At 69.9% G+C, this 23,136-nt stretch carries 27 protein-coding genes and 1 pseudogene; 11 read left to right on the top strand and 17 right to left on the bottom strand.

Translation table 11 applies throughout. The features are described from left to right. Positions 1–5: 5 nt before the first annotated feature. The 5 genes and pseudogenes from HQ308_RS09935 to HQ308_RS09915 form a co-directional block, all read right to left on the bottom strand. Positions 6–257, bottom strand: a pseudogene (locus HQ308_RS09935) (monovalent cation/H+ antiporter complex subunit F); the annotation flags it as partial. Further along, on the bottom strand, positions 254–919 hold the full coding sequence (locus HQ308_RS09930) for a Na+/H+ antiporter subunit E (RefSeq protein WP_235578870.1): 666 nt from the start codon (positions 917–919) through the stop codon (positions 254–256). The pseudogene HQ308_RS09935 and the gene HQ308_RS09930, both read right to left, overlap by 4 nt. After that, positions 916–2,559 (bottom strand): Na+/H+ antiporter subunit D, encoded by a 1,644-nt coding sequence (locus HQ308_RS09925; protein WP_037186104.1) that lies wholly within the window; start codon positions 2,557–2,559, stop codon positions 916–918. The genes HQ308_RS09930 and HQ308_RS09925 overlap by 4 nt, the downstream gene beginning before the upstream one ends. Then, positions 2,559–3,125 (bottom strand): Na(+)/H(+) antiporter subunit C, encoded by a 567-nt coding sequence (locus HQ308_RS09920; protein ID WP_222646298.1) that lies wholly within the window; start codon positions 3,123–3,125, stop codon positions 2,559–2,561. The genes HQ308_RS09925 and HQ308_RS09920 overlap by 1 nt, the downstream gene beginning before the upstream one ends. Further along, a complete protein-coding gene (locus tag HQ308_RS09915) occupies positions 3,122–5,947 on the bottom strand; it encodes a Na+/H+ antiporter subunit A (RefSeq protein ID WP_222632078.1) in 2,826 nt (941 codons plus the stop codon). The genes HQ308_RS09920 and HQ308_RS09915 overlap by 4 nt, the downstream gene beginning before the upstream one ends. A gap of 135 nt (positions 5,948–6,082) precedes the next feature. Between HQ308_RS09915 and HQ308_RS09910 the strand changes: the two genes are divergently transcribed. Continuing rightward, positions 6,083–6,493 carry an NUDIX domain-containing protein gene (locus HQ308_RS09910; protein WP_222646297.1) on the top strand — a complete coding sequence of 137 codons (411 nt, stop codon included), beginning with the start codon at positions 6,083–6,085 and terminating at the stop codon, positions 6,491–6,493. 11 nt (positions 6,494–6,504) lie between these two features. Here the strand turns inward: HQ308_RS09910 and HQ308_RS09905 are convergent, their stop codons facing one another. Next, on the bottom strand, positions 6,505–7,908 hold the full coding sequence (locus HQ308_RS09905) for a hypothetical protein (protein ID WP_222646296.1): 1,404 nt from the start codon (positions 7,906–7,908) through the stop codon (positions 6,505–6,507). Next, a complete protein-coding gene (locus HQ308_RS09900) occupies positions 7,905–9,155 on the bottom strand; it encodes a hypothetical protein (RefSeq protein ID WP_222646295.1) in 1,251 nt (416 codons plus the stop codon). The genes HQ308_RS09905 and HQ308_RS09900 overlap by 4 nt, the downstream gene beginning before the upstream one ends. A 67-nt stretch (positions 9,156–9,222) precedes the next feature. Here HQ308_RS09900 and HQ308_RS09895 point away from each other — a divergent pair, with 67 nt between their 5' ends. Further along, positions 9,223–9,972 (top strand): isocitrate lyase/phosphoenolpyruvate mutase family protein, encoded by a 750-nt coding sequence (locus tag HQ308_RS09895; RefSeq protein ID WP_027506251.1) that lies wholly within the window; start codon positions 9,223–9,225, stop codon positions 9,970–9,972. Between the two features lies 1 nt (position 9,973). On the opposite strand, the gene HQ308_RS09890 is transcribed toward HQ308_RS09895, so the two are convergent. Beyond that, entirely contained in the window at positions 9,974–12,166 is a 2,193-nt protein-coding gene (locus HQ308_RS09890) for an AAA family ATPase (RefSeq protein WP_222646294.1), read from the bottom strand. Positions 12,167–12,241: 75 nt separating this feature from the next. Between HQ308_RS09890 and HQ308_RS09885 the strand changes: the two genes are divergently transcribed. After that, positions 12,242–12,952, top strand: a complete 711-nt coding sequence (locus HQ308_RS09885; protein WP_222632068.1) for a type 1 glutamine amidotransferase — start codon at positions 12,242–12,244, stop codon at positions 12,950–12,952. Here HQ308_RS09885 and HQ308_RS09880 read toward each other — a convergent pair. The 7 genes from HQ308_RS09880 to HQ308_RS09850 all read right to left on the bottom strand — a co-directional run bounded on the left by HQ308_RS09880 (position 12,949) and on the right by HQ308_RS09850 (position 17,832). Next, a complete protein-coding gene (locus HQ308_RS09880) occupies positions 12,949–13,803 on the bottom strand; it encodes a phosphatidylcholine/phosphatidylserine synthase (protein WP_231476405.1) in 855 nt (284 codons plus the stop codon). The genes HQ308_RS09885 and HQ308_RS09880 overlap by 4 nt on opposite strands. An 83-nt stretch (positions 13,804–13,886) precedes the next feature. Next, positions 13,887–14,600: a phosphatidylserine decarboxylase gene (locus tag HQ308_RS09875; protein WP_056441430.1), complete on the bottom strand. Its 714-nt coding sequence runs from the start codon at positions 14,598–14,600 to the stop codon at positions 13,887–13,889. A 110-nt stretch (positions 14,601–14,710) separates the two neighbouring features. Beyond that, positions 14,711–14,983 carry a GlsB/YeaQ/YmgE family stress response membrane protein gene (locus HQ308_RS09870; protein ID WP_056073977.1) on the bottom strand — a complete coding sequence of 91 codons (273 nt, stop codon included), beginning with the start codon at positions 14,981–14,983 and terminating at the stop codon, positions 14,711–14,713. A gap of 141 nt (positions 14,984–15,124) precedes the next feature. Next, positions 15,125–16,339, bottom strand: a complete 1,215-nt coding sequence (locus tag HQ308_RS09865; protein WP_056441432.1) for a sorbosone dehydrogenase family protein — start codon at positions 16,337–16,339, stop codon at positions 15,125–15,127. Further along, positions 16,339–16,806: an SRPBCC family protein gene (locus HQ308_RS09860; RefSeq protein WP_027506258.1), complete on the bottom strand. Its 468-nt coding sequence runs from the start codon at positions 16,804–16,806 to the stop codon at positions 16,339–16,341. Before HQ308_RS09860 ends, HQ308_RS09865 begins: the two co-directional genes overlap by 1 nt. Positions 16,807–16,849: 43 nt before the next feature. Continuing rightward, on the bottom strand, positions 16,850–17,302 hold the full coding sequence (locus tag HQ308_RS09855; RefSeq protein WP_222646293.1) for a hypothetical protein: 453 nt from the start codon (positions 17,300–17,302) through the stop codon (positions 16,850–16,852). Beyond that, the gene (locus tag HQ308_RS09850; protein WP_308115734.1) at positions 17,293–17,832 is read right to left on the bottom strand and encodes an RNA polymerase sigma factor; all 540 of its coding nucleotides are present in this window, start codon (positions 17,830–17,832) and stop codon (positions 17,293–17,295) included. The genes HQ308_RS09855 and HQ308_RS09850 overlap by 10 nt, the downstream gene beginning before the upstream one ends. Positions 17,833–17,954: 122 nt before the next feature. On the opposite strand from HQ308_RS09850, the gene HQ308_RS09845 reads away from it, so the two are divergent. Genes HQ308_RS09845 through HQ308_RS09820 form a run of 6 tightly spaced genes read left to right on the top strand, consistent with a single transcriptional unit; the run spans position 17,955 to position 20,708 of the window. After that, positions 17,955–18,440 (top strand): Asp23/Gls24 family envelope stress response protein, encoded by a 486-nt coding sequence (locus HQ308_RS09845; protein WP_056441439.1) that lies wholly within the window; start codon positions 17,955–17,957, stop codon positions 18,438–18,440. Further along, complete coding sequence (locus HQ308_RS09840; protein ID WP_231476392.1) at positions 18,437–18,823, top strand: hypothetical protein; 387 nt, start codon at positions 18,437–18,439, stop codon at positions 18,821–18,823. The genes HQ308_RS09845 and HQ308_RS09840 overlap by 4 nt, the downstream gene beginning before the upstream one ends. After that, a complete protein-coding gene (locus HQ308_RS09835) occupies positions 18,820–19,140 on the top strand; it encodes a hypothetical protein (protein ID WP_222646292.1) in 321 nt (106 codons plus the stop codon). The genes HQ308_RS09840 and HQ308_RS09835 overlap by 4 nt, the downstream gene beginning before the upstream one ends. Before the next feature lie 23 nt (positions 19,141–19,163). Next, positions 19,164–19,343: a DUF2273 domain-containing protein gene (locus HQ308_RS09830; protein WP_027506261.1), complete on the top strand. Its 180-nt coding sequence runs from the start codon at positions 19,164–19,166 to the stop codon at positions 19,341–19,343. Further along, the gene (locus HQ308_RS09825; protein ID WP_222646291.1) at positions 19,336–20,160 is read left to right on the top strand and encodes an Asp23/Gls24 family envelope stress response protein; all 825 of its coding nucleotides are present in this window, start codon (positions 19,336–19,338) and stop codon (positions 20,158–20,160) included. Before HQ308_RS09830 ends, HQ308_RS09825 begins: the two co-directional genes overlap by 8 nt. Beyond that, a complete protein-coding gene (locus tag HQ308_RS09820) occupies positions 20,157–20,708 on the top strand; it encodes a hypothetical protein (protein WP_027506263.1) in 552 nt (183 codons plus the stop codon). The genes HQ308_RS09825 and HQ308_RS09820 overlap by 4 nt, the downstream gene beginning before the upstream one ends. 10 nt (positions 20,709–20,718) lie before the next feature. On the opposite strand, the gene HQ308_RS09815 is transcribed toward HQ308_RS09820, so the two are convergent. Then, positions 20,719–21,099, bottom strand: a complete 381-nt coding sequence (locus tag HQ308_RS09815; protein WP_027506264.1) for a DUF1304 domain-containing protein — start codon at positions 21,097–21,099, stop codon at positions 20,719–20,721. 205 nt (positions 21,100–21,304) lie between these two features. On the opposite strand from HQ308_RS09815, the gene HQ308_RS09810 reads away from it, so the two are divergent. Then, positions 21,305–21,634 carry a hypothetical protein gene (locus tag HQ308_RS09810; RefSeq protein ID WP_155957051.1) on the top strand — a complete coding sequence of 110 codons (330 nt, stop codon included), beginning with the start codon at positions 21,305–21,307 and terminating at the stop codon, positions 21,632–21,634. 25 nt (positions 21,635–21,659) lie between these two features. Here the strand turns inward: HQ308_RS09810 and HQ308_RS09805 are convergent, their stop codons facing one another. Continuing rightward, a complete protein-coding gene (locus HQ308_RS09805; protein WP_056441446.1) occupies positions 21,660–22,070 on the bottom strand; it encodes a DUF5997 family protein in 411 nt (136 codons plus the stop codon). A gap of 105 nt (positions 22,071–22,175) precedes the next feature. Here HQ308_RS09805 and HQ308_RS09800 point away from each other — a divergent pair, with 105 nt between their 5' ends. Next, positions 22,176–23,102 (top strand): LysR family transcriptional regulator, encoded by a 927-nt coding sequence (locus HQ308_RS09800; protein ID WP_222646290.1) that lies wholly within the window; start codon positions 22,176–22,178, stop codon positions 23,100–23,102. The last annotated feature ends 34 nt before the right edge of the window (positions 23,103–23,136 follow it).

Genomic DNA, 23,136 nt, shown 5'->3' with positions numbered 1-23,136 from the left:
GGTGTGTCGGCGACGCGGAACCGCGCCACGCTCACCGACCCGACGAAGCCCACCACCGACAGCGCGACGATGGACGGCACCAGCGTGGTGTCGCGGGAGTACACCGCCCACACCATCACCCCGCAGACCGTGAGCGCGATGAGCGTGTCGACGGCGACGAGGCGGTCGAGCGAGTTGGGGCCGGCGAGAAGGCGATACGCGGTGATGACGGCGGCGGACAGCAGCATCACGCCGGAGACGATCAGGACGACGGTCACGACCGGTCCTCCTTCCGGTCCGACCTGCGGGCGGACGAACTCTCGTCGCCGGACTTGTCGGAGTAGTCGGTGCTGATGTCGTCGACGGTGTCGGCCACGCTGTCCACGTCGGTGTCCGCCATCGATTCGATCTCGGTGGCCGGGTGCCATTCCGGGTCGCGCTCGAACGCGGAGATGAAGGCCGTCTCGTAGGCACGCACGATGGTGCGGAACTGGTCCACCGCATCGGGTTTCGCGACGTCCAGGACGTGGATGTACAGCACCCGATCCTCGCGGTCGATGTCGAGCACCATGGTGCCGGGCACCATGTTCAGCGCGTCCACCATGAACGTCAGCACCAGGTCGGACTTGATCTGCACCGGGTAGCGCAGCACCGCGTTGACGGGTGACGGTCCGGGACGGATCGCGGCCCAGGCGACCTGGACGCTGGACACCGCCGCGTACCAGACGAGCACGCCGATCAGTCGCACCACCGACAGGGGGTGCACCCGGCCCTCGACCGGAACGCGCGGGAGCGCGAGCACGGTCATCACGAACGTGCCGACCGCGAGACCGCCCAGGATGTTGGCCGCGGAGACGTTGCCCCACAACAGCACCCACACGCCGGTGAGCCATGCGAGCAACGCGGCCTTGAGGGCGACGTCGCGACTCATGAGGGTCATCGTCCTCCCTCCGCCGGTGCGTCGCGTCCGTCCGCGTAGGTGACGGGATCGTCGACGGTGCCCAGCACGGCCGAGATGTAGACGTTGCGGTCACGCAGGTCGTCGGCGGCGCGGTCGCTGATCCCGATGAACGGTCCGGCGAACACGGTGAGCGACAGTCCGACGAGCACCAGTCCCACCGTGGGGACGAGCATCCCGACCGGCATCCGGCCCGGATCGACGCGGCTGTCGAAGTCGACGTCGTTGGCGTTGTCGAGCAGCGCGGTGGGGGAGTCGTCCGACATCTCGCCGTCCGGGGCGTCGGCGCGGGCGCGCCAGAACGCCTTCGTCCACACACGGGCGACGACGTAGAGCGTGAGCAGGCTGGTGATCGTGCCGCCCGCGACGAGGACCCAGGCCAGCACGCTCGCCTTGTCCGCACCGGCCTGCAGCAGCGCCACCTTGCCGATGAAGCCGGAGAACGGGGGGATGCCGCCGAGGTTGAGCGCGGGAACGAGGAACAGGATGGCCAGGAGCGGGCTGGCCGCGGCGAGACCACCGAGCCGGCGCAGCGACGACGACCCGGCCTGGCGCTCGATGAGACCGACCACGAGGAACAGCGTGGTCTGCACCAGGATGTGGTGGGCCACGTAGTACACGGACCCGGAGAGACCGGCCTTCGTCGACAGCGCGACACCGAAGATCATGTAGCCGATGTGCGAGACCAGCGTGAACGAGAGCAGACGCTTGATCTCGCTCTGGGCGATGGCACCGAAGATGCCGATGACCATCGTGAGCAGACCGGCGACCAGCAGCACGTTGTCCATGGCGCCGTCCGGGAAGAGCAGCGTGTGGGTCCGGATGATCGCGTACACACCCACTTTGGTGAGCAGGCCCGCGAACACGGCGGTGACCGGCGCGGGCGCCGTCGGGTAGGAGTCGGGGAGCCAGGCCGACAGCGGGAAGACCGCGGCCTTGATGCCGAACGCGACGAGCAGGATCGAGAAGATCGCGAGCCGCGTGCCCTGCGGGATGTCGTCGAAACGCAGCGCGAGCTGGGCGAAGTTCAGAGTGCCCGTGGCCGCGTACGTGGCGGCGATGCCCGCCAGGAAGATCATCGACGAGACGACGGAGACCATGACGTACGAGACGCCGGCACGCACCCGTTCGGCGCTGGCACCGAGCGTCAGCAACACGAACGACGCGACGAGCAGGACCTCGAACCCCACGTACAGGTTGAACAGGTCACCGGCGAGGAACGCGTTGCACACACCCGCCGTGAGCGCCAGGTACGTCGGTAGAAAGATCGACACCGGCTGATTGGCGTCACCGTCGCGGATGCCCTGCCCGACGGCGTAGACGATGACGGCCAGCAGCACGATCGACGAGACCACCAGCATCAGAGCGGACAGGCGGTCGACCACCAGGGTGATGCCCATCGGCGCCTCCCACCCGCCGACCTGCAGCGCGGTGGTGCCGTCCCGGTCCGCCAGGTAGAGCAGGACGCACGAGACGGCGGTCACGGCGACGAGCGCGACGATGGTGACCGCCCGCTGCGCGCGTGGCTTCCGACCGAGCACGAGGCACAGGGCGGCCGCGAGCAGCGGGATGAGGACCGGGAGCGGGGTGAGGGTTCCGATGATGGTCGGCGACAGCGTCATCAGGAGTCACCCGCCGGCGTGGAGACGTCGTCCCGGTCACGGAACTTGCCCTCGTGGAGATCCTCGTAGCACTCGAGGTCCTCGCGGTTGGCGATCTGGTCGAGAGGAATCGGGTTTCCGTCCTTGTCGAAGGCGTCTCCGGCCTCGCCGGGCTCGCCGGTGATCGGATCGTCGGACTTGTCGCGGTCCGGAGCGTCCGCGAGGCTGCGACGCGTGAGCACCTTGGTGTCCTCGGGGTCGTTCTCGACGACGTCCGCGATGTTGATCGTGTACGACCGGTACGCCAGGGCCAGCACGAAGGCGGCGATGCCCATCGTGATGACGATGGCCGTGAGGATCAGGGCCTGCGCCAACGGATCCGCGTCACCGTCGGCGACCTCGGACACGCGTCCGACCACGGGTGGATTGCCCGACCCACCGCCGGAGGTGAGGATCAGCAGGTTCAGCCCGTTGCCCATCAGCAGCACGCCGAGCAGCATCCGGATGATGCTGCGTTCGATCAGCAGGTAGACCCCGGCCGCGATCAGCGCGGCGACGACCACGAGCATTCCGATGTTCGCGGTCACTGGCGGCTCATTTCGATCTGCGCGTCGAGGCGCGCTCCGAGGCTTCGAAGGACGTCGAGAACCAGTCCGACGACGATGAGATAGACACCCAGGTCGAAGAACAGGGCGGTCACCATCTTGATGTCGCCGAGGATCGGGAGCGTCACCTCGAAGGTGGCGGACGACAGCACCGGTGCTCCGAGGAACAACGAGGCGAGGGCCGTACCGCCGGCGAACAGGAGGCCGATGCCGAGAATCTTCCCGGCGTCGAACGGCACCGTCTCGCCGAGCTCGTAGCGGCCACCGGCGAGGTAGCGCAGCACGAGGGCGAGGCCGGCGGTGAGTCCACCCGCGAAGCCGCCGCCGGGCGCGTTGTGGCCGGCGAAGAAGAAGTAGATGGACAGCATCATGACCGTCGGGAACACCAGGCGAGTGGTGATCTCGAGGACCAGGACGCGGTGCTTGGGGTCGATGAGATCGCTGCCGCTGAGCCACGTGATCTCGGACGCGACCTGCTGGCCGTCCATCGCCGACGGGGCGTCGGACACGCGCGGCGCACTGCCGAAGCGACGATTGCGGAACACCAGGCTGGCGACGCCGGTGGCCGCGACGAGCAGCACCGAGATCTCGCCGAGGGTGTCCCAGGCGCGGATGTCGACCAGGATCACGTTGACCACGTTGCTGCCGTCACCGAAGTTGTATGCGGCGTCCGGGAGCAACTCCGCGATGGGGCGGGTGCTACGTGCGTTCATCGCGAACGCTCCCACCAGCGTGACCGTGATGCCGACGAGCACGGCCAGGGCAGCGCGTGCCGGCTTGCGGCCGAACGCGCGCCCCTCGTCGATCTCCGCCGGCAGCTTGCGCAACACGAGAACGAACACGACCAGCGTGAGCGTCTCGACGAGGAACTGGGTCAGCGCGAGGTCAGGCGCACCGTGCACCGCGAACAGCACACCGCAGCCGTAGCCGGTGACACCGACGAGCAGCACCGCTGCCAGACGGTTCCTCATCACCACGGCGCCGATCGCGGCCGCGACCATGATGGCGCCCACGATGAGCTGGATCGGGGAGTCGGCGAGACGACTCTCGACGCCGGTACGGGTGTAGACGATCAGCGACACGAGCGGGAACAGAGCGAGGGTGGCGAGGATGGTCGCCTGCGTGCCGGGAAGCGAACCGCGCTGGGTGGTTCCGGTGAGGCGCAGCGACAGCAGGTCCATCAGGTAGAGGACGCGGTCGTACACCCGGTCGGCGTTCAGCGGCACGGCCGGGACCGTTCGCGCGATCGCCTTGTGCACTCGGTAGAGCAAGACGCCGACGAGGATGACGACGACGGTCAGACCCAGCGGGAGGTTGACGCCGTGCCACAGCGCGAGGTGGTAGTCCTCCGCGCCGTAGGACGGCAGGGTCTTGCTGTACGGCGCGATCAGGGTGTCGACGACCGGCGCGGCGAGGCCGGCCACCAGTCCGAGGACGGCGAGCAGCACGGGCGGGAAGAGGAAGAACCATCCCGGTGCGTGCATCGAGGCGACGGCGGCGCTGGGCTGCCGCAGCTTCTTGCGACCGAAGGCGCCCCACACGAAGCGCAGGCTGTAGGCGACGGTCAGGATCGAGCCGACGACCATCGCGGCCAGCACCAGCGCAGACGAGAGCGGACCCATCGCGTCCGAGTCGAGCGTCGACTCGAACGCGGTCTCCTTGCCGATGAAACCGAGGAACGGCGGAAGGCCCGCCATGCTCGCCGCTGCGATCACGGCCGTCGCGGCGAGAACGGGTGACCGGTCCCCGAGATGCGCGAGCTTGCGCACGTCTCGGGTGCCGGTCGAGTGGTCGATGATGCCCACCACCATGAACAGCGCGGCCTTGAAGAAGCCGTGGGCGAGGACCATCGCGAGGCCCGCGAGCATCGCCGTCCGCGAACCGATGCCGACGATGGCGACGAGGAAGCCGAGCTGGCTCACCGTGCCGAAGGCGAGCACGAGCTTGAGGTCGTATGCACGCAGTGCGCGGTAGCCGCCGACGAGCATCGACGCCAGACCGAGCGTGAGGATGGTGAAGCGCCAGGGCCCGGCGTCGGCGAAGCCCGGTGCGAGACGCGCCACCAGGTAGATGCCGGCCTTGACCATCGCCGCGGCGTGCAGGTACCCGCTGACGGGTGTCGGCGCGGCCATGGCGCCGGGCAACCAGAAGTGCAGAGGAACGATGGCCGATTTGCTCAGCGCACCGACCAGGACCAGGACCAGGGCGGTGCCCGCCAACCAGCCGCGCGGAGCCGCCTCGATGACGTCGGAGAGGTTGTAGCTGCCCACCATCTGGCCCAGCACGATGATGCCGACCAGCATGGCGAGACCGCCGGCCGTGGTGACCAGCAGAGCCTGCGTCGCGGCACGTCGACTCGAGGCGCGCTCGGCGTAGTGCCCGACCAACAGGAACGACAGCACCGTCGTCAGTTCCCAGAAGATGTAGAGCATCAGCATGTTGTCGCTGGTGACCAGCGCGAACATGACTCCGGCGAACGCGACGAGCTCCGCGGCGAAGATGCCCAGACGGGGCTCGTCGTCCTCGAAGTAGCGAGCGCAGTAGAGCAGGATCAGTGCGCCGATGCCGAGCACCAGCGTGGACATGACCGCGGCCAGGGAATCGAAGCGCAGATCGATGTTCATGGAGAGTCCGGGGACCCACTCGATGGACAGTCGCTGCTCGGTGTTCCAGTTCGCGGCCACCCACACGAGCGAGGCGGCCGGCACCGCGGCGAGCGGAAGAAAAGCCTGTCGTCCCCACAGACGCACGAGAAGCGGCGCGATCAGCGCGGCCACCGTGTGGGCAACGAGAATGGAAAGCAAGAGGCACTCCGTCGTGGACGTCGGGGCGGCGGGGTGTCGGACGCACGAGACGTCGTCCACTCCATACTACCGGTGCGGGTCCACGCCCTCTCAGTCAGCGATACCCACCCCCGGTACGGGTATGGTCTCCGGGCGATGACCGAACCACTGCGCACCGCCGCCCTCGCCCTCGTCCGTGACGGCCGGATGCTGCAGGCCCGGTCGGTCGGCAAGCGTGCGTTCTACATGGTCGGCGGCAAGATCGATCCCGGTGAGACACCACTCCAGGCGCTGCACCGCGAGGTGCGGGAGGAACTGGGTGTCGACGTCGTCGAGTCGTCGGTGCACCTGCTGTGCGTCGTCGAGTGCCCGGCGTTCGGCGACCCCCTCGGCCGTGATCTGCACATGACGTGCTTCTCCGCCGACCTCACCGGCGAACCTCGGGCCACCAGCGAGATCGCTGATCTGCGGTGGTTCACCGTCGCCGAGTACGCCGCCATGCCGGACGTCGCGCCGGGATCGCTGCGGGTCTTCCGGCACCTCCAGGCGCGGGGCCTGGTGATCTGAGGAACCTGTGCTCACGCATGGGGTGGAGGGGGCTCGGCGTCCGGCTCGGGGGCATCTGTGCGCCGGGACAGCCACACGATGCGGAGCGTGCAGAGCGCGGCCACCCCGAGCAGGAGGTAGGCGGAGACGAGGTCGGTGGACGTGTTCTCCGACAGCAGTCTGTCGAGGTTGTCGTAACCGAGCACGGACACGCTGCCGGTGGTCCCGGTGGACTGGTCGGACCCGATCGACAGCTGATTCAGCCACTCGGGGTCGAGTGTCTGCGCCGGTACCGGCGCCGCCGCACTGAAGAGGATCGCGATCCCGGGCAGCGCCGCCGCCAATGGCCGCACCGTCGCGTGCGGATCCGCGGTGACGGCGATCGGAACGAGCGCGGCCACCACCCCGAGTGCTGCCGCGGACACCTCGTCGACGCTCACGAGGGCAGCGCCCATCGGCAGCGCGGTGAGTGCCAGGGCCGCGAGCCAGGACGTGATGCGTCCGACCGGGAGCCGCCAGGCCAGGACGGCGCCGAGGACCAGTCCGCCCACGCCCACCACGGTGAGCAGCCGGGAGTCGAGCAGGGTGCGGGCGCCCACGTTCCACATCGCGACGGCAGCGGCGGTGACGAGGATCGCGACCAGCACCGTTCGTGCATCGGCGGACTCCCACCGTGCGGCGACGCGGTCCACGACGACGAGTGCCACGATCAGCACGACGATCGCCTTCCACAGTGCGTACTCGCCGGTGCCGACGATCTCGACACCCACGCGGCAGACGACGGCGACGATCACCGCGTAGACGGTGAGCCGCACCAGTTCGCGGGCGGTCGGGTCCTCGTCGGCATCAGCGGCCGGTCGATGCAGAACGGCGGCGACGATGCACGCCGCGAACGCGGAGCCGATCAACCACCAGGCCGGTTCGCCGAACACACTGGTGCTGTCGAGACGCGTCGCCACGAAGGCGGCGGACGCGGCAGTCGTTCCGACGGAGGCGAGCAGCGTTCCGCCGAGCACGCCGGTCGCGAGGGCCACCCATCCGGCGGCGGATCGCCGGGTGGCGTGCAGGACGAGGCCGACCAGGACGCCGGCCACGCACGACTTGAGAATGTGCAGTGCGGTGAAGACGGCCAGGCTCGCCGCTTCGGGAATCGCCACCTTGGTGAAGGCGAGCACCACGACCAGCAGGGCCGCACACACCCAGGGGGCGATGCGTGTCGGCATCCGCAGTCCGACGGCCAGCGCGACGGTGACCACCACCAGCACCTGCCCGACCACGGTGGCGGTGGACTGGGTGGACGACCACCCGATCAGATCGTCGACGGTGGCCGCGAACGGCCACGTGTCGCTGCGGGGGCCGGACCACGCGAGAGCGCCGAGAGCTCCGACGAGCGCGGCTGCGAGGAGTGAGGCGGCGACGGCGATGTGGTGTCTCACCCGCGGCGCCGTCGGATCAGTTCGGCGCCGACGGCGCACAGAGCGAGGCAGGTCACCGTCACCAGTGTCCCTGCCGTGGGCTCGGTGAGGGTGACGGACCCCGACTGCAGGGTGAGGGGCGTGTACGCCGTCCAGCCGAAGTCCGCCGAGATCGGGGACGAGGGCATGGTCGTCAGAGCGAGGGGGACGAGCAGGCCGGCGCCGACGACGGCGGCGGGTGACGGCACGTCGACGGACGCGGCGCCGGCCCCGACGACGGCGCCGGTCGCGAGCGCCGCCGCGATGACGGCCACTCCGGTGAAGGACGTCCCGAGGTGGATCGCCGCCACCACGGCCGCGCAGCACAGGAGGGCCAGCGGTGTGCCCACCGCGGGTCGTGCACGGGCGCCTGCCGCGGCGCCCACGGCGCAGGCGAGTGCGACCCCGACGACGAGGAGAAGGGGGAGGGCCGTGGTGCCCGCCGTCGTGAGGACGACGACGGAGGCCGGCCGCGTCGACAACCACAGCACGGTGCCCGCGACGACGAGGACGCCGCCGCTCGGCAGTGCCAGAGCGACACCGACGAGCACCAGCGTGACGACGATCGTCGACACCGACCACGCGGCCGTCGTGGTCACCGCGCCCAGCCCGGCTGCTCCGGCGGCGGCCGTCAGGTTCGTGACCAGCACCGGGACGAGTCCGACGAGGGCGACGATCACTGCCGTCAGGGCGGTGCGAGTCGAGGAACTCCGGGACGAGCGCTGCGTCCTCGACTGCAGACCGATCGCGAGCACTGTCACCACCATCGCGGCGACGAGTGCGATGGTGCGGGACGTCGTCGTGTCGGTGTCGACGTAGGAGGCGTAGCGCCGCGGTATCGCGACGACGGTGATGCTCAGGACCAGAGAGACGGTCGACGCGACTCCGAACGCGGCGACCCACAGGCGTCGGACCGAGGCGAGGACCGCGAGCACGCCGAGGACGACGCCACTGCCGAGCGCCCCCAGCAGGGACAGGGCGGCCGAGGATCCGAGAGTGCCCAGAACCAGCGCTGCGCCGCCGACGGCAGCGAGGACCGCGGGTGCGGCTCTGCTCGATCGCCCCGTGAGCAGCGCGGCCACGGCCACGGCTGCCACCACCGCTGCGGGGCCGTTGCCGGTGTCGGCGACGAGATCGGGCGACGTCACGGCATGCACGGCGGTGCCCGCACCGACGACGAGGGCGATCGGCGTCGACACGGCGTCGAGACGTCCACCGGATGCGCTCACGCGGCGAACCTATCGGTCTTCATCCGGTTTCGGGAATCGACAGCGGCCCCCCTCGGTTGCCCCGAGCATGACACTCGCAACGAAGGCCACGACCCTCCTCGAACTGCACGTCCCCGGAAACCCGGTGATCCTTCCGACCGTCTGGGACGCCTGGTCGGCGAACCTCGCGGTGAGCGCGGGTTTCACTGCCCTGACCGTCGGCTCGCACCCGGTGTCCGACTCGATCGGCAAGCCGGACAACGAGGGCATCACCTTCGACGAGTTGCTCACTCGCATCCGCCAGATCACTGCCGCCGTCGACGTGCCGATCTCCGTCGACATCGAGTCGGGCTACGGCGAGGACCCGAAGCGTCTCATCGAGGGACTGATCGACGCGGGTGCGGTGGGCCTGAACATCGAGGACACCGTGCACAGCGAGGGCGGCCGTCTGCGTGAGGCGCAGGAGCACGCCGACTTCGTCGGTGCACTGCGCGCAGCCTCGGATGCCACCGACGTCCACGTGGTGATCAATGCCCGTACCGACCTCTTCGTCAAGCAGATCGGTGACGAGAACGATCGCGTGGATCGCGCCATCGCCCGCCTGAAGCTGGCGGCCGCTGCCGGTGCCGACGTGCTCTACCCGGTCGGCTTCCACAGCGACGACGATCAGAAGCGACTCACCGCGGAGCTCCCGTTGCCGGTCAACGCCATCGGCCACCCTGTGAAGAACTCGAAGTCCGCCCTCGCGCAGCTGGGTGTCGGCCGTGTCAGCTTCGGCCCGATCTTCCAGATGGTGCTCGCCGAGCGCGCGAACGAGGTGCTCGCCGACTGGGCGTGACCTAGTCCCTCGTGCTGTAGGCCTCAAGAGCGGCCACCTGCACCGGATCGAGTGACGGCCGGACGGCGTCGCGCGCGGTCGCGACGTCGTCCGCTGTCACGACGGCGGTGTCGACGTCGCGGCGCATCGCGGCGAGAGCCGCCTCGCGCAGCAGTGCCGCACAGTCCGCGGCGGAGTACCCGTCGAGATTCTCGGCCAGGGAGTCGAGATCGACGTCGTCCGCCAGCGGCACCGAGGCTCCGGCCGTCGCGAGGATCGCGCGACGTGCCTCGGCGTCGGGCGGCGGTACGAACACCAACTTCTCCAGTCGTCCGGGCCTCAGAAGTGCCGGGTCGATGAGCTCGGGCCTGTTGGTCGCGCCGAGGATCACGACGTCCTGCAGCGGCTCGACACCGTCCATCTCCGTGAGCAACGCGGCCACCACGCGATCGCCGACGCCGGAATCGCTGCTCTGCCCGCGGCGCGGTGCCAGGGCGTCGACCTCGTCGAGAAAGATGAGCGACGGTGCCGAGTCTCGTGCTCGCCGGAACAGTTCGCGGACGGCCTTCTCCGACGAGCCGACCCACTTGTCCATCAACTCCGCGCCTTTGACGGCGTGCACGCTGAGTTGCCCCGAGCTGGCGAGTGCCCGGACGACGAACGTCTTGCCGCACCCCGGCGGGCCGTAGAGCAACACGCCCCGCGGCGGCTCGACACCGAGCCGCGCGAAGGAGTCGGGATGGCGTAGCGGCCACAACACCGCTTCGGTCAGCGCCCGCTTCGTCTCCACCATGTCGCCGACGTCGTCGAGGGTCAGGCTGCCGACCGCGAGTTCCTCGGTGCCCGACCGGGAGAGTGGCCGGATCACCGACAAGGCCCCGACCAGATCGTCCTGTGTGAGAACGGGCTCGGCCGAGTCCCGGTGGGCACGCACCGCGGCCCGGACGGCTGCCTCCCGGCACAGGGCAGCGAGGTCCGCGACGACGAATCCGGGTGTGCGCAGGGCGATCTCGGCAGGGGTGATCTTCCGGGTCGGAACATCACGTAGCAGCGCTTCGAGCAACGCGGCGCGCTCGACCGACCCCGGAAGCGGGAGTGCGAGCTCGCGATCGCACAGATCAGGTCCGCGCAGACGCGGATCAGCGGCGTCCGGCCGTGACGTCGTGCAGATCAGGACGGTTCCCGGTGTCTGCACCACCTGTCGCAGGCGATCGAGGACGAGAGTCGACACCGGATCCGCCGCAGAGCCCCGTCCGTCGGCGGACAGGGGGAGCAGCGCATCCACGTTACCGACGAGAAGCACTGCACCGGTGGGACTGTCGGTCAGTCGATCGGCCGCGGCGACCACTGCGGCCAACCGGTCCTCGGGGGCGAGCGACCCGACCGACGGACCGTCGATCTCCACCAGCCTGCGACCGGCGGCGACGGCGCGGACGAAGGTGGACTTGCCCACGCCGCCCGGCCCGGTGACCAGGACGCCGAGCTGGGCCGACGCGCCGAGAGTGCGGAGCAGCTCGGGGCGATCGAGCGAGAGTTCTAGCCACTCCGTCAGTTTCGCCGCCTGGTCGCGCACACCGACCAGGTCGTCCACCGGAATCACGGGCTGGGGCGGAGCCTCGACAGGTTGGGGTGTCGCGCGGTCGTGCGACTGTCCGCGGGCAGCGGCGCCGCGCGTCACGGCCGTCGTGGGCTGGATGCTGACGATGCCGGCCGGGTCGGTCGACGTGACGGTGAGCAGTTCGGTGGTCCACGCGACACCGACCGTGCGCGAGAGCGTCTGCGAGACCGACGCGGTGGAGGTGCCCGGCCCCAGGTCGCGGGGCAGGAGCGACACGGCGTCGCCCGCGACGACCACCTTTCCCAGCAGTGCTCGGCGCAGCGTCGCGTCGTCGAGCGCGGTGGTCGTCGCGGATCCGTGCACCAGGACGGTGCGTGCCGCCTGCACCGAGACGGGAGCGACGACGACCGACGCGTTCTCCGTCAGTCCCGCGTTCGACATCGTCACGTCGTCGAGCAGCACGATCCCCGTGGGCGTTCCGGCCGGTGCCTGTGCCACCACGGTGGCGGTACGCCTCGCGCCGATCAACTCGACGGCGTCCCACTCGCGCAGTCCGAGCGCGGTGAGCACCTCCGCGTGCACGCGGACCACCCCGCGGCGGGCATCGGCGGCGGAGGTGGTGAGGCGAACGGTCAGGGCGAGATCGGGGGTGCTCACTCCCCGAGCCTATCGAGCCGACCGGCCCGGGCTCTCGCTCCAGCGTGTGCAGCCTGGCCCGTTTATGCTGCGCGCATGACCCGTGCCGCCCTCGTCTTCCACGAACGTGATCACGCCCTCGGCGTCCGGAACGTCGGCTCGATCGGCCCGGCTCTCCGCGATCGTGGGTTCGAGACGACGACCTTCTCGTTCGAGGGTGACAGCCGCGATGCGGACCGGCCCACGGCCTCGTCGTTCGACCTGATCGTGCTGATGGGCTCACCCGACGCCGCCTACGACGATGCGCTCCCGTGGCTGGCGGAGGAGATCACCTGGCTCGGTGATGCTGTCGCGCAGCGCGTTCCGGTTCTCGGTGTGTGCTTCGGTGGTCAGCTGCTCGCGCGGGTGCTCGGCGGGACCGTCACACGTGCGGCCGAGTCGGAGCACGGATTCGTGACCGTACGGACGGAGTCCGACGAGCTGATCCCGCAGGGTCCCTGGATGCAGTTCCACGACGACACGTTCACGCTCCCGCCGGGCGCCGAGCCGCTCGCGACCACGGCGGCCGCACTGCAGGCCTTCGTCTCGGGACCGCACATCGGTCTGCAGTTCCACCCGGAGATCACGGTCGACGTGTTCGAGTCGTGGATCGAGGGGTGGGACGCACGGGGAGTGCGGGCGGAGGTGGAGGCGAGTGTGGACGTCCCCGCGATCCGCGCGGAGGTCGCGCGCCGGGAGCAGGCCTCCATCGAGGCCTGCTCCCGGTTGATCGACGCGGTCCTCGCTCGTGCGGGAGTGTCCAGCTAGATCTCGTCGCGGGGCGGGACGTCGGCTGCTCGGGCGCTCGGTGACCGAAGTCGGAGCCGAGCCGAACTCGCCGTGGCGCGGGCGGGACGCCGCCGCCGCGCGATACCGGTGCGTGCCGGGCGGTCCTTGCGCATCGCTCGTCGTACGGCCCGTCGCTCGGCGGGCTTGGCCTCCCACGTCTCGGGCCGCGCGGCCACCCATCGCTGCGACCGCACCGCGAACGGGATGTGGAGCAGATACAACACGATCAGTACCATGAGCAGCACGAACGGGAACGTGATCAGTGCCGCGCCCGCCAGGCCGACGAGGATCAGCAGCAACGTCGCCATTCTCGGCGGAACCGAGACGGTCTTGAACGCCATCGTCGGGATACGGCTGACGATGAGTAGGGCCGACAGCACCACCCAGGTGGCGACGACGTAGTACGAGGACCACCAGCCGTTGCCCCACTGCTCCTCCGCAGCGAGCGGGAGGAGTGTGACCAGGGCCCCCGCCGGAGCGGGGACACCCACGAAGTACTCGCCGGCGAACGCGGGCCGGGAGTCGTCGTCGAGAAGTGTGTTGAACCGGGCGAGGCGCAGCACGATGCTCACCGCGTAGATGAGGGCGATGACCCACCCGCCGCTGCTGCCCTCGAGGAGCGTCACGTACAGCACCAGGGCCGGCGCGACGCCGAAGGAGATGGCGTCGGCGAGCGAGTCGAGCTCGGCTCCCATCCGGCTGGTCGCGTCGAGCATGCGTGCGATGCGACCGTCGAGGGCGTCGAAGACGGCGGCTGCGCCGATCATGGCCAGCGACAACCCGAGTCGACCGTCGAGCGCGAACTTCACGGCGGACAGTCCTGCGCACATCGCCAGCACCGTGACGGCGCTGGGCAACAGGCGGACCGCGCCCTGGCGGCCGGTGGACTCGTCGGCCTGCTCGCGTGCCGCGCTCACGGAAGCTCGGCCAGAACCGTCTCGGCTCCGATGGCGCGCTGCCCGACGATCACCGCCGTCCGCGACCCCTCCGGGAAGTAGGTGTCGACGCGCGAACCGAAGCGGATCAGTCCGTAGGTGTCGCCGATGGTGAGCGAATCGCCCACGGACGTGGTGTTGACGATGCGTCGCGCGAGCAGTCCGGCGATCTGTACGACCGCCAGGTCGTGACCCGATGGTGTGCGCAGATGCATGCTGGTGCGTTCGTTGACCTCGCTGGCGTCGGCGAGGTCGGCCGACAGGAACTGTCCGGCCTTGTGCACCACGGCCTCGACCGTGCCGGACACCGGGACGCGCTGGACGTGGACGTCGAGCACGGACAGGAAGATGCTGACCCGCGGCAGCGGAGCGGTGCCGAGGTTCAACTCGGCGGGCGGCACCGCGTGGTCGACGAGTGCGACCTCACCGTCGGCGGGGGCCACGACAACCCCGGCCCGATTCGGCGGGACGCGCGGAGGGTGGCGGAAGAAGCCCGCCATGGCTCCGGCGGTGAGCAGCGAGGCGGTGCGGACGACCCGGTGGCGGCGGCCGAGTCCGGCGAGCGCCAACGGCACCGCGACGAACGGGGCACCGGCGGGATGCAGCGGCGGAATGCTGCGCCGCACCAGGTCCACGATGTGTCCTGCTCCGGTCGGTTCAGGCGTACCAGGGGGGACAGGTCTGCGGGCCACGGGCTCCTCTTACGTCGATTCGGGCACACTCTCACGGCCCGAGGGATGTGCGGACACGACTCGGGGCCCCTCACAGATTACGTGAGGGGCCCCGAGAGGTGGGGTCTGCGTCAGACGCGCGAACCGCGTCCCGTGACTGCCTTGACGATGAACAGCAGGATGATCGCGCCGACGAGGCACGTGACGAAGCTGAAGATGATGCCGCCGCCCTGGACGTCGACACCGAACGCGCGGAGCAGGAATCCACCCAGCAGGCCGCCGATGATGCCGACGACGATGTTGAGGATGATGCCCTGCTGCGCATCCGTCTTCATGATCTTGCTGCCGATCCATCCGGCGAGTCCGCCGATGATGATCCAACCGATGATGCCCAGACCCAACATGATGGAACCTCTTTCAGATCAGCTTTGCTGCCCGTGGACCGGGCATGACTACTGACCTTCTGTACCCGGCCCCGATACTCAGCAAACGTTAAGTCGGACGACGGCACATCACGATCCGGCCTCGACTGCGTGACGGCGGGCCTACTGCGGCGTGACCAGCAGGATCTGATCGGTGTCGCCGTTGTCGGTCGTCACGAGCAGCGTCCCGTCCGGTTGTGCCGACACCGTGCGGATGCGGCCGTACTCGCTGAGAGCGGGAATCGTCGACTGCGCGTCCACCGTGGTGCCGTCGTCGGAGAGGTCGAGGAGCAGGACCTCCTGACCCTTCTGCACGCCGACGGCGAGCATGCCGTTCCACGCGCCCCAGGCGTCACCGTCGAGGAACGTGGCCGACGCGGTGGCGATGGTGCTCGGGCCCGAGCTCCACACCGCGTTCCGGGCGCCGGGTACACGCTCCGGATCGGTCATCGCGACGGACTCGTCGTAGCCGCCGCCGCGGTCCGGGCGGTACCCGTAGTTGCCGCCCGCCGCGAGGAGGTTCACCTCGTCGTCCCGCGACGTGCCCTGTTCGACGGAGAAGATCTGATCGGTGCCGGGCCGGGCGGCCAGTCCCTGGACGTTGCGGTGGCCGAGTGTGAAGACCGGGCTCGCGGGGTCGGGATTGCCTGCGGCCGGTGCGCCCGTGGCGGCGTCGACCCGGAGGACCTTGCCGCCGAGCGACGTCGGGTCCTGCGGAACGGTGCCCTGAGCCGAGTCGCCGGTGCCGATGAACAGGGTGCCGTCGGCGTTCGCCAGCACCCGGCATCCGCCGTGGCGACCGGAGGTGACCGGGAACCCGGAGACGACGGTGCGCTCACGCGTGAGGCTCGCGTAGTCGTCGGCCACGGTCCATGCGACCACGCCGATGGTGGGGTCGTCGCCTCGAATGCCCTGGCAGGAGTACAGGGTCCGATCGGTCTCGAAGGTCGGTGACAGTGCGAGGCCCATCAGACCGGTCTCCGATCCGACGAACAGATCGCCGAGATCGGCGCTGATCGGTGTCGGCTCACCACCGGGCCGGATCGCGGTGAAGCGGCCGGGGCGCTCGTCGAAGATCACGGTGCCGTCCGGCGCCCGGACCACGTCCCACGGGTGATCGAGCCCGGTGGCCAGTGAGGAGACGACGACGTTCGGGACGGCGCTCGCGGCGTCCGCGGACATCGGTCCCGGTGTCGTTGCCTGCGATGTCGGCGATTCGGGGGTGCCGGCCGCGGGGGAGGCGTCGGACTCGGTCGTGGTCGAGCACGCCGTCGTCGCCAGAGCAGCGGACAGGGCGAGGCCGGCGAGGGCGCGGGTCGTGCGGGCGCGAGGGGTCATCACTTCACGGTACGAGCAGAACTCTCGGCCGCGTCCTTGATCTTCGCCAGGGTGGACGCCATGCCCCGCTCGAGTTCGGCCTCGAAGTTGCGTGTGCCGCCCAGCACCAGTCGCACCGCGGTGTCGGAGACCTTGGTGGTGCCGCCGGGTGCCTCGCGACGCTCGGTCACGCGTGTGCCCGTCTCGGTCGGTTCCAGGAAGTAGGACCACACCGTGTGGTTCTCGGTGATGCGGAACGCGAGCAGTCGCTCGGGCTCGAGGCGCACGACCCGCGACGTCGTGGGCCACACGAGGGGTCCGCGCCGATTGACGTTGAGCGTGCGGGTGCCCACGCGCAGTGGGCCGAACACCTTCATCACCGCGCACTGGGGGCTCCACTCACCCATGCGCTTCAGGTCGGACACCACGGACCAGACCGCGCTCGGCGGTGCATCGATGTCGACGCTGACGGACAGGGGTGTGGCCATGGAGTTCTCCCGGTGTGTTCAGGCAGGCTGGGTGGTGTCGCCGTCAGGGTAGTAGGACGTCCACGACGTGCACCGCGACGTCCTCCGCCGTGAGAGCGGTGCCGAGCGTGGTGTTCACCGCGTCGGCCGTCCTCCCGGTCAGTGTCACCGCCAGCGCGGCCATGTCCTGGCCGTACGTCACGGCGATGTCCAGGGACACCCCGGTACACCGGCGTCCGTCGACGTCGAGCTCGATGCCCTTGACCCCGCAGGGCAGTTCCGACAGGGCGTGGGCGATGGACAGGAGCACCAGGTGGTCGCCCACCCGCAGCGAGTCGCCGTCGACGAAACCCGGGTGCGAGGCGTCCAGCGCGCGTGTCCGCCGAGCCGTCGCGCGGAGTGCGGCGAGGATCGCCGTGCTGGCCTCGACCCAGGACGGCACCTCCTCATCGCGCAGTTCCTGTGCGGCGCGGCTGAGCACGGGATCGTCCGGCTCGTCCGCCGTGTCTAACGCCATGACGCCATCCTCTCGCTCAGAGTGGTTCGTGCGCGGGTGACCTGACCGCGCACCGCGGACGGCGACATGGACAGGATCTCCCCGATCTCGACATGAGTCATTCCCTCGACCTCGCGGAGCAACCAGCACGAGCGCTGCATCTGTGGCAGTGCCCCGAGGGCCACGCGCAGCTCGGCGAGGAACCCCGATTCCGTCGCCCGTACCTCCGGATCGTCCGACACGTCGCTGACGGCGTCGTCGAACAGCCACTCCTCGTGCGGACGGGGGATGCGGCGCCGCGTGGCGTCGATGGCCTTGTGTGCGGTGATACCGAACAGCCATGTGCGCAGCGCCGAGTCGGACCGGTAGTTGCCGAGGCTCTTCCAGGCCGCGACGAACGCGTCCTGGACCACCTCCTCCGCGACGCCGTCGTCACGCAACATGTTGCGGGCGTACCGGAACATCGCGGGACCGTGCGTGCGGACGATCTCCTCGAACGCGTTGCGGTCACCGATGACCGCAGCGTCGACGAGAGCCGCATCGCTGTCCACGGAGCAGATTCGAACCAGCGGGTGTGAAACGACAGTGGTGTGGCATACATCACATCCGCATACGTTTTCCTCGGTCCGCCTCGACCTACTCCCGACACAACGAACCCGAAAGGATGACGTAGATGACGACAGCACAGGGATCCACCACGTCCACCACCGCCACCGGCTCGAACGGTGCGCTGGACAAGAAGACCGACTCCACCGGTGCACTGGTCGCGTCCGACGGCCGCACCACCATCGCGGACGTCGTCGTGTCCAAGATCGCCGGCATCGCCACCCGTGAGGTCCAGGGCGTGCACGACGTGGGCGGCGGCGCGACCCGCGCCATCGGTGCACTGCGCGAGCGCATCCCCGGCGCCCGGGTCAACCACTCGCAGGGCGTGTCCGTGGAGGTCGGCGAGAGTCAGGCAGCCGTCGACATCGACATCGTGGCCGATTACGGCGTGTCCATCGCGGATCTCGCGGCGGGCATCCGTCGCAACGTGATCGACGCGGTCGAGCGGATGACCGGCCTGCAGGTCACCGAGGTCAACATCACCGTGCACGACGTCTTCCTGTTCGAGGAAGAAGACGAGCGCGACGACGCAGCACCCGCACGCGTTCGATGAGCCCCGCGGCACCGTCGGGCAGCGATCGCGCCGATCTCGTCGCGGACGCGGTCGTCGCGGTGGACGGAGTCGCCTCGTTGCACGGCGGGATGTTCGGCGAGATCGGCACCTACCTTCCCGGTAGGCGCGTCGCCGGGGTCGCGATCCGGGACGACGGGACCGAGATCCACATCGCCGTGACCCCGGACGCCGTCGTACGCGAGACGGCCGACGCGGTTCGCCGCGCCGTCCGTGCGGTGGTCGATGCCCCGGTGCACGTCGTGGTCGAGGACGTGGCGTCGCCGTCGGACGGCGGCGCCGACACAGGGTCCTCCGGACCGGAACCGACCGAGTCCTCCGAGCCGGGGTCGACCTCGGCTCCCGGGGGTACTCTCCGCCCGTGACCCAGCCTCGTCCGCCGCACGCCGACCCCGCCTATCGCGAGGCTCGGCGTGCGGCGGCGAGAGCGCACCATCCCGACGCCGGGGGCGACGCCGAGTCGCTCATCCGTGCGTTGCGCGACATCGACGCGAAGTTCTCCCGCGGGACCGTCGCGACGCAGGTGGTCGTCGGCGTCTCCCGACGACGGCTCGCCGCTCGCCGCCTGTCCCGGGTCCGGCGACTGCTGCCCACGCGGCGCACTTACGTCGACCTGCCCACGAGCTCGGCCGACCGGCCACCCAGACCCACGGACCCACGTTCTCCCTCCCGGGAGAACTGACCGCTCTCCACGATCGGAGCACCATGACTTCCTCGACCATCGGCCTTCTCGCCGGCCTCCTTCTGGCAGTCGCTGCCGCAGCCGGCGGATTCACCGGATTCCTCGTCGCTCTCGTCCTGGGTGCGATCGGGTTCGCCGTCGGCGCGTACCGCGACGGAAACTTCGACCCCGAGGCACTCCTGCGAGGTCGCGGCCGTGGCTGACACCGCCCCGAGCGACACGGCGGACGCGGCGGACACCGTCTCGAAAGACCTGTCCGACAGGCCCGACCCCGGGACGATCGACCCCGCGCAGCGTGGGTCGCTCACAGTCCTCGATCGCGCGGTGGAGTCCATCGCCGACGCCTCCCTCGGTCGCACCGACGGTGTCGTCACCTCCGGCGGGAGCTTCGGCCGTAAACCGTCCCGTGTGAAGGTGACGAAGCAGGACGACCGCGTACGCGCCGCCGTCGACGTGACCGTGGCGTGGCCGCGCTCGGCGGCGTCCGTGGCCGACGATCTCCGCCGCGACATCGCGCGCGGCATGACCGACTCGGGCCTGCGCACGGATTCCGTCGACGTACACGTCGGCGACTTCGGTTCCGTGTCCTCGTCCGCCGCGCCGGCGTCGGGCGCGACTCCGGCGCCGACCACCCGGCCGCTCGCGGCTCCGGCCGCGACCCCGATCGCGATCGTGGTGTCGCTGCTGCTCCTCGCCGGGGCGGGTGTGCTGATCCGCGACGCGCTGGTCGGATTCTCCGTCATCAGCGGTCGAGAGTGGACGGCGAGCGCACTCGACTGGATCGACGGACTCACACCCCTGTCCTGGATGTTCCCCGCGGGCATCGCCGTGGCGGTCGTCGGAGTTCTGGTCGTCCTGGCCTCGCTCAAGTGGCGCGCCCGTCGGTACCGGTCCAGCGGGATCGCGGACGACGTGTGGGTGCACAAGGCCGACCTGGCGAAGGTGACCGAGCCGGAACCCACGGTGGCGGCCGCACCCGAGACCACGGCCACCCCGACTGTCGCAGGAGGCGAGAAATGAAGCGGACCACGGTGTTCTTCGACCGCCTCGGTGTCCTGATCATCGGACTCGCGCTCGTGGCCGTCGGCGGTGGCGCCGCACTGTGGCAGCGCGATCGACTCCCGTTCGAACTCACCGAGGTCGACGCGTCGGTGGTGACCGACGCGCAGGACCAGCAGTGGTGGCCGTGGGCTCTCCTCGGCGCCGGAGTGCTGATCGCGCTGCTCGTGGTGTTCTCACTGGTACGAAGGCTGCCGTCCTCAGCGGGGCGCACCCTGTCGCTGCCGGTCACCGGCGATCCCGACGGCCGCGTGACCGTCGATCTGCGATCGGTCGCTCACAGGGCGGCCGACACCGCCCGCGAGGTCGACGGGGTGAAGTCCGCGCGTGCGCGTCTGCGTCACGAGCGGTCCGACGGTCGCCGTGTCCCGGTGATCACCGTGGTGGTGCGGGCCGAGGAGTCCGCATCGCTGCGCACCGTGGCGGAGAAGTTGACGGACGTGCGCAGCGCGGTCGCGTCGGTCGTCGGCGACGGTGCCGTCGGCGTTCGGGTACTGCTCTCGGCCTGACCCTCGCGGCTCAGAGCGCGAGTGCGGTGGCCACGACGGCCAGTCCTGCCGGGACGATCTGCACGAGCGCGCCCTTCATCATCCGACGGTCGGTGCCGAGCAGAACACTGCCGGCGCCGACCATCGATCCCGCGGACACGAACACCAGGACGGCGCCGACGGTGTGATTCCCCGCCGCCAGGTTCACCGCGCCGACCGCGGCACCCACCGCGAGGAACAGGTTGTAGAAGCCCTGGTTGAAGGCCCACCGCTCGACGACGTCGACGTGGGAGTCCTCCCGCACGCCGAAGACGTGACGGCCCTTGGTGCGGAAGACCAAGGACTCCAGAACGAAGATGTACACGTGGAGCGCGGCGGCGAGAGCGGCCAGAACAGCAGCGACGGCGGTCATGCCGGTCAGTATGCGCCGCACCTGCCACACGGCACGGGACCAGCACCAGTTGTGTTTTCTCACGAAGTTGTCACAGGAGCCCCGGGACCCTCGTCCGGCGCGTACGCTTCGGCCCACGGACGAGATGGCGTATCGCTCCACGATCCCGCTTCGTTACACACAGATTCGGCGTCGTGTCGACGCCCCTCGTGTCGGGGAGAACCACATGCACGACCTTCTGGCGCACCGCTCACACGCGGTCAACACCGGCCACACCGAGATGATCCGCGCGGTCTTCTGCGACGAGTTCGAGATCGGCGTGGACCAGGACGTCCTGACCACCATATCGTGCGGCGACATCGGGCAGTGGGTGTCCGATCTGCGGTTCACCGGCCTGTTCCTGCCGGGTGAGATCGAGGCCATCGAGCGCCAGTGGAACACCGACCCCGCAGGTCTGGTCGCCGCGCTCATGGGCGGCATCGACGAGGTCGGGCGGCGCCGCTCGGCACATCAGGCTCCGCAGGTCGACGTGGTCGCCCAGCGCTTCGTCGGCTGACCCGGCTCGCCGGGCCGCGCGTCCGTCAGCGGTTCTTCGGGGGCCTGTTGGTCTGCGCCCGGCGCGCCTCTTCCTTCTCCTTCACGCGGACGGCCTCGCGCTGCACCTCCGCGTAGTTCTCGCGTTCGGCCTTCAGCCAGTCCGGTTCCTCGGCGGACAGCGCGTCGATCTCGGCCTGCGTCATCGAGTCGGACACGTCGTTGCGCGCCAGTGCGGTGTTGGTGACGCCGAGTTTGCGCGCCACGACGTCGCGGGGGAACGGCCCCGCCGTCCACAGATCGCTCAACCACTGCGGCGGGTTCTGGCGCAGAGCCTCGAGGTCGCCTCGCGTGATGGGCTGGGAGCGGAACTCCTCCGGCGCCGCCGGCAGGAAGATCCCGAGCTTGGCAGCAGCCGTCAGAGGCTTCATCGTCTGGGCGTTCAGGTCCTGGCTCACCGCGCCAGCGTAGCGCCCGCACGGCCGACCACGGCCGAGCGCAGCGGGAAGTCGGCCGAGCGCAGCGGGAAGTCGGCCGAGCGCAGCGGGGACTACGCTGGCCCGGTGAACGATGCGACCGTCCTGCGCTGGTACATCGAGGTCGCCGAGACGCTCGCGTTCGGGCGCGCGGCGAAGGCGCTGAACATCTCCCGGCTCCGACTGAGTGCCGCGGTCAAGGAACTGCAGGACGAGGTCGGCGAACCCCTGTTCGTTCCGGGCGACGGGCCCACCGAACTCACCGAGGCCGGACGGGCTCTGCTCGACCGGGCCCGCGACATCGTGGCGGAGGACGATCGCCGCCGCGCCGAGGAGGCTGCGGCAGCGCCGGCGCGGCCGACGCTGCGGGTCGGTTTCGTTCCGGGAGTGACAGTCACGAAATGGACCCGGATCTGGGCGGATCGCCACCCCGGCACCGACCTGCAGACGGTCGTCGTCGAGGAGTCGGACCAGCTCCACGCGCTGCGGACGGGTGTGGTCGACATGTGCTTCGTGCGGGAGCCCGCCGAGCGGGAGGGGCTGCACTGCGTCCCGCTGTACTCCGAGGTCGCCGTCGTGGTGGTGCCCAAGGACCATCCGGCCGCGGCCTACGACGCCGTCACGCTCGGTGATCTCGAGGGCGAGTCGCTGCAGGACGGCTCCGACCGATCCGAGGCGACGCTGCCGACGACGCTCGAGATGGTGGCCGCAGGTGTCGGCCCGGTGCTCGTGCCGCACTCGTTGGCCCGACTGCACAGTCGCAAGGACCTGCTCTACCGGCCCGTCACCGACGCGGACCCCACCCGGATCTTCCTGGCCTGGCCCACATCGGTCGCCGCACCCGAGGAGGGAACACTCGACCTGCCGCAGGAGTTCCTGGGGGTGGTGCGCGGACGGGCCGCGCACAGCTCGCGTACCGAGTCCGAACGCGGGACACCGCCGAGGAAGAAGAAGAAGGCAGCTGCTCCGGGGCCGGCCGCCAAGCGAAGTCAGGTGCCCCGCCGACGACGCTGACATACTGTCGCCGTCGTGACGAGTGGAAAGGCGG

It is taken from the genome of Rhodococcus sp. BP-241 (assembly GCF_019836145.1).
GTDB lineage: Bacteria > Actinomycetota > Actinomycetes > Mycobacteriales > Mycobacteriaceae > Rhodococcoides.
The sequence above is the reverse complement of the archived record's forward strand: the minus strand, read 5'-3'. Positions and strand labels throughout refer to the sequence as shown.

Excerpts from the sequence above, each read along its gene's own strand:
- HQ308_RS09880 (WP_231476405.1), bottom strand. The coding sequence starts at position 13,803 with ATGTGCGCAGGACTGTCCGCCGTGAAGTTCGCGCTCGACGGTCGACTC.
- HQ308_RS09855 (WP_222646293.1), bottom strand. The coding sequence starts at position 17,302 with ATGGCGTTAGACACGGCGGACGAGCCGGACGATCCCGTGCTCAGCCGC.
- HQ308_RS09820 (WP_027506263.1), top strand. The coding sequence starts at position 20,157 with ATGAAGCGGACCACGGTGTTCTTCGACCGCCTCGGTGTCCTGATCATC.
- HQ308_RS09845 (WP_056441439.1), top strand. The coding sequence starts at position 17,955 with ATGACGACAGCACAGGGATCCACCACGTCCACCACCGCCACCGGCTCG.
- HQ308_RS09870 (WP_056073977.1), bottom strand. The coding sequence starts at position 14,983 with ATGTTGGGTCTGGGCATCATCGGTTGGATCATCATCGGCGGACTCGCC.
- HQ308_RS09840 (WP_231476392.1), top strand. The coding sequence starts at position 18,437 with ATGAGCCCCGCGGCACCGTCGGGCAGCGATCGCGCCGATCTCGTCGCG.
- HQ308_RS09885 (WP_222632068.1), top strand. The coding sequence starts at position 12,242 with ATGACCCGTGCCGCCCTCGTCTTCCACGAACGTGATCACGCCCTCGGC.
- HQ308_RS09865 (WP_056441432.1), bottom strand. The coding sequence starts at position 16,339 with ATGACCCCTCGCGCCCGCACGACCCGCGCCCTCGCCGGCCTCGCCCTG.
- HQ308_RS09925 (WP_037186104.1), bottom strand. The coding sequence starts at position 2,559 with ATGACGCTGTCGCCGACCATCATCGGAACCCTCACCCCGCTCCCGGTC.
- HQ308_RS09860 (WP_027506258.1), bottom strand. The coding sequence starts at position 16,806 with ATGGCCACACCCCTGTCCGTCAGCGTCGACATCGATGCACCGCCGAGC.
- HQ308_RS09815 (WP_027506264.1), bottom strand. The coding sequence starts at position 21,099 with ATGACCGCCGTCGCTGCTGTTCTGGCCGCTCTCGCCGCCGCGCTCCAC.
- HQ308_RS09930 (WP_235578870.1), bottom strand. The coding sequence starts at position 919 with ATGACCCTCATGAGTCGCGACGTCGCCCTCAAGGCCGCGTTGCTCGCA.
- HQ308_RS09830 (WP_027506261.1), top strand. The coding sequence starts at position 19,164 with ATGACTTCCTCGACCATCGGCCTTCTCGCCGGCCTCCTTCTGGCAGTC.
- HQ308_RS09810 (WP_155957051.1), top strand. The coding sequence starts at position 21,305 with ATGCACGACCTTCTGGCGCACCGCTCACACGCGGTCAACACCGGCCAC.
- HQ308_RS09910 (WP_222646297.1), top strand. The coding sequence starts at position 6,083 with ATGACCGAACCACTGCGCACCGCCGCCCTCGCCCTCGTCCGTGACGGC.
- HQ308_RS09895 (WP_027506251.1), top strand. The coding sequence starts at position 9,223 with ATGACACTCGCAACGAAGGCCACGACCCTCCTCGAACTGCACGTCCCC.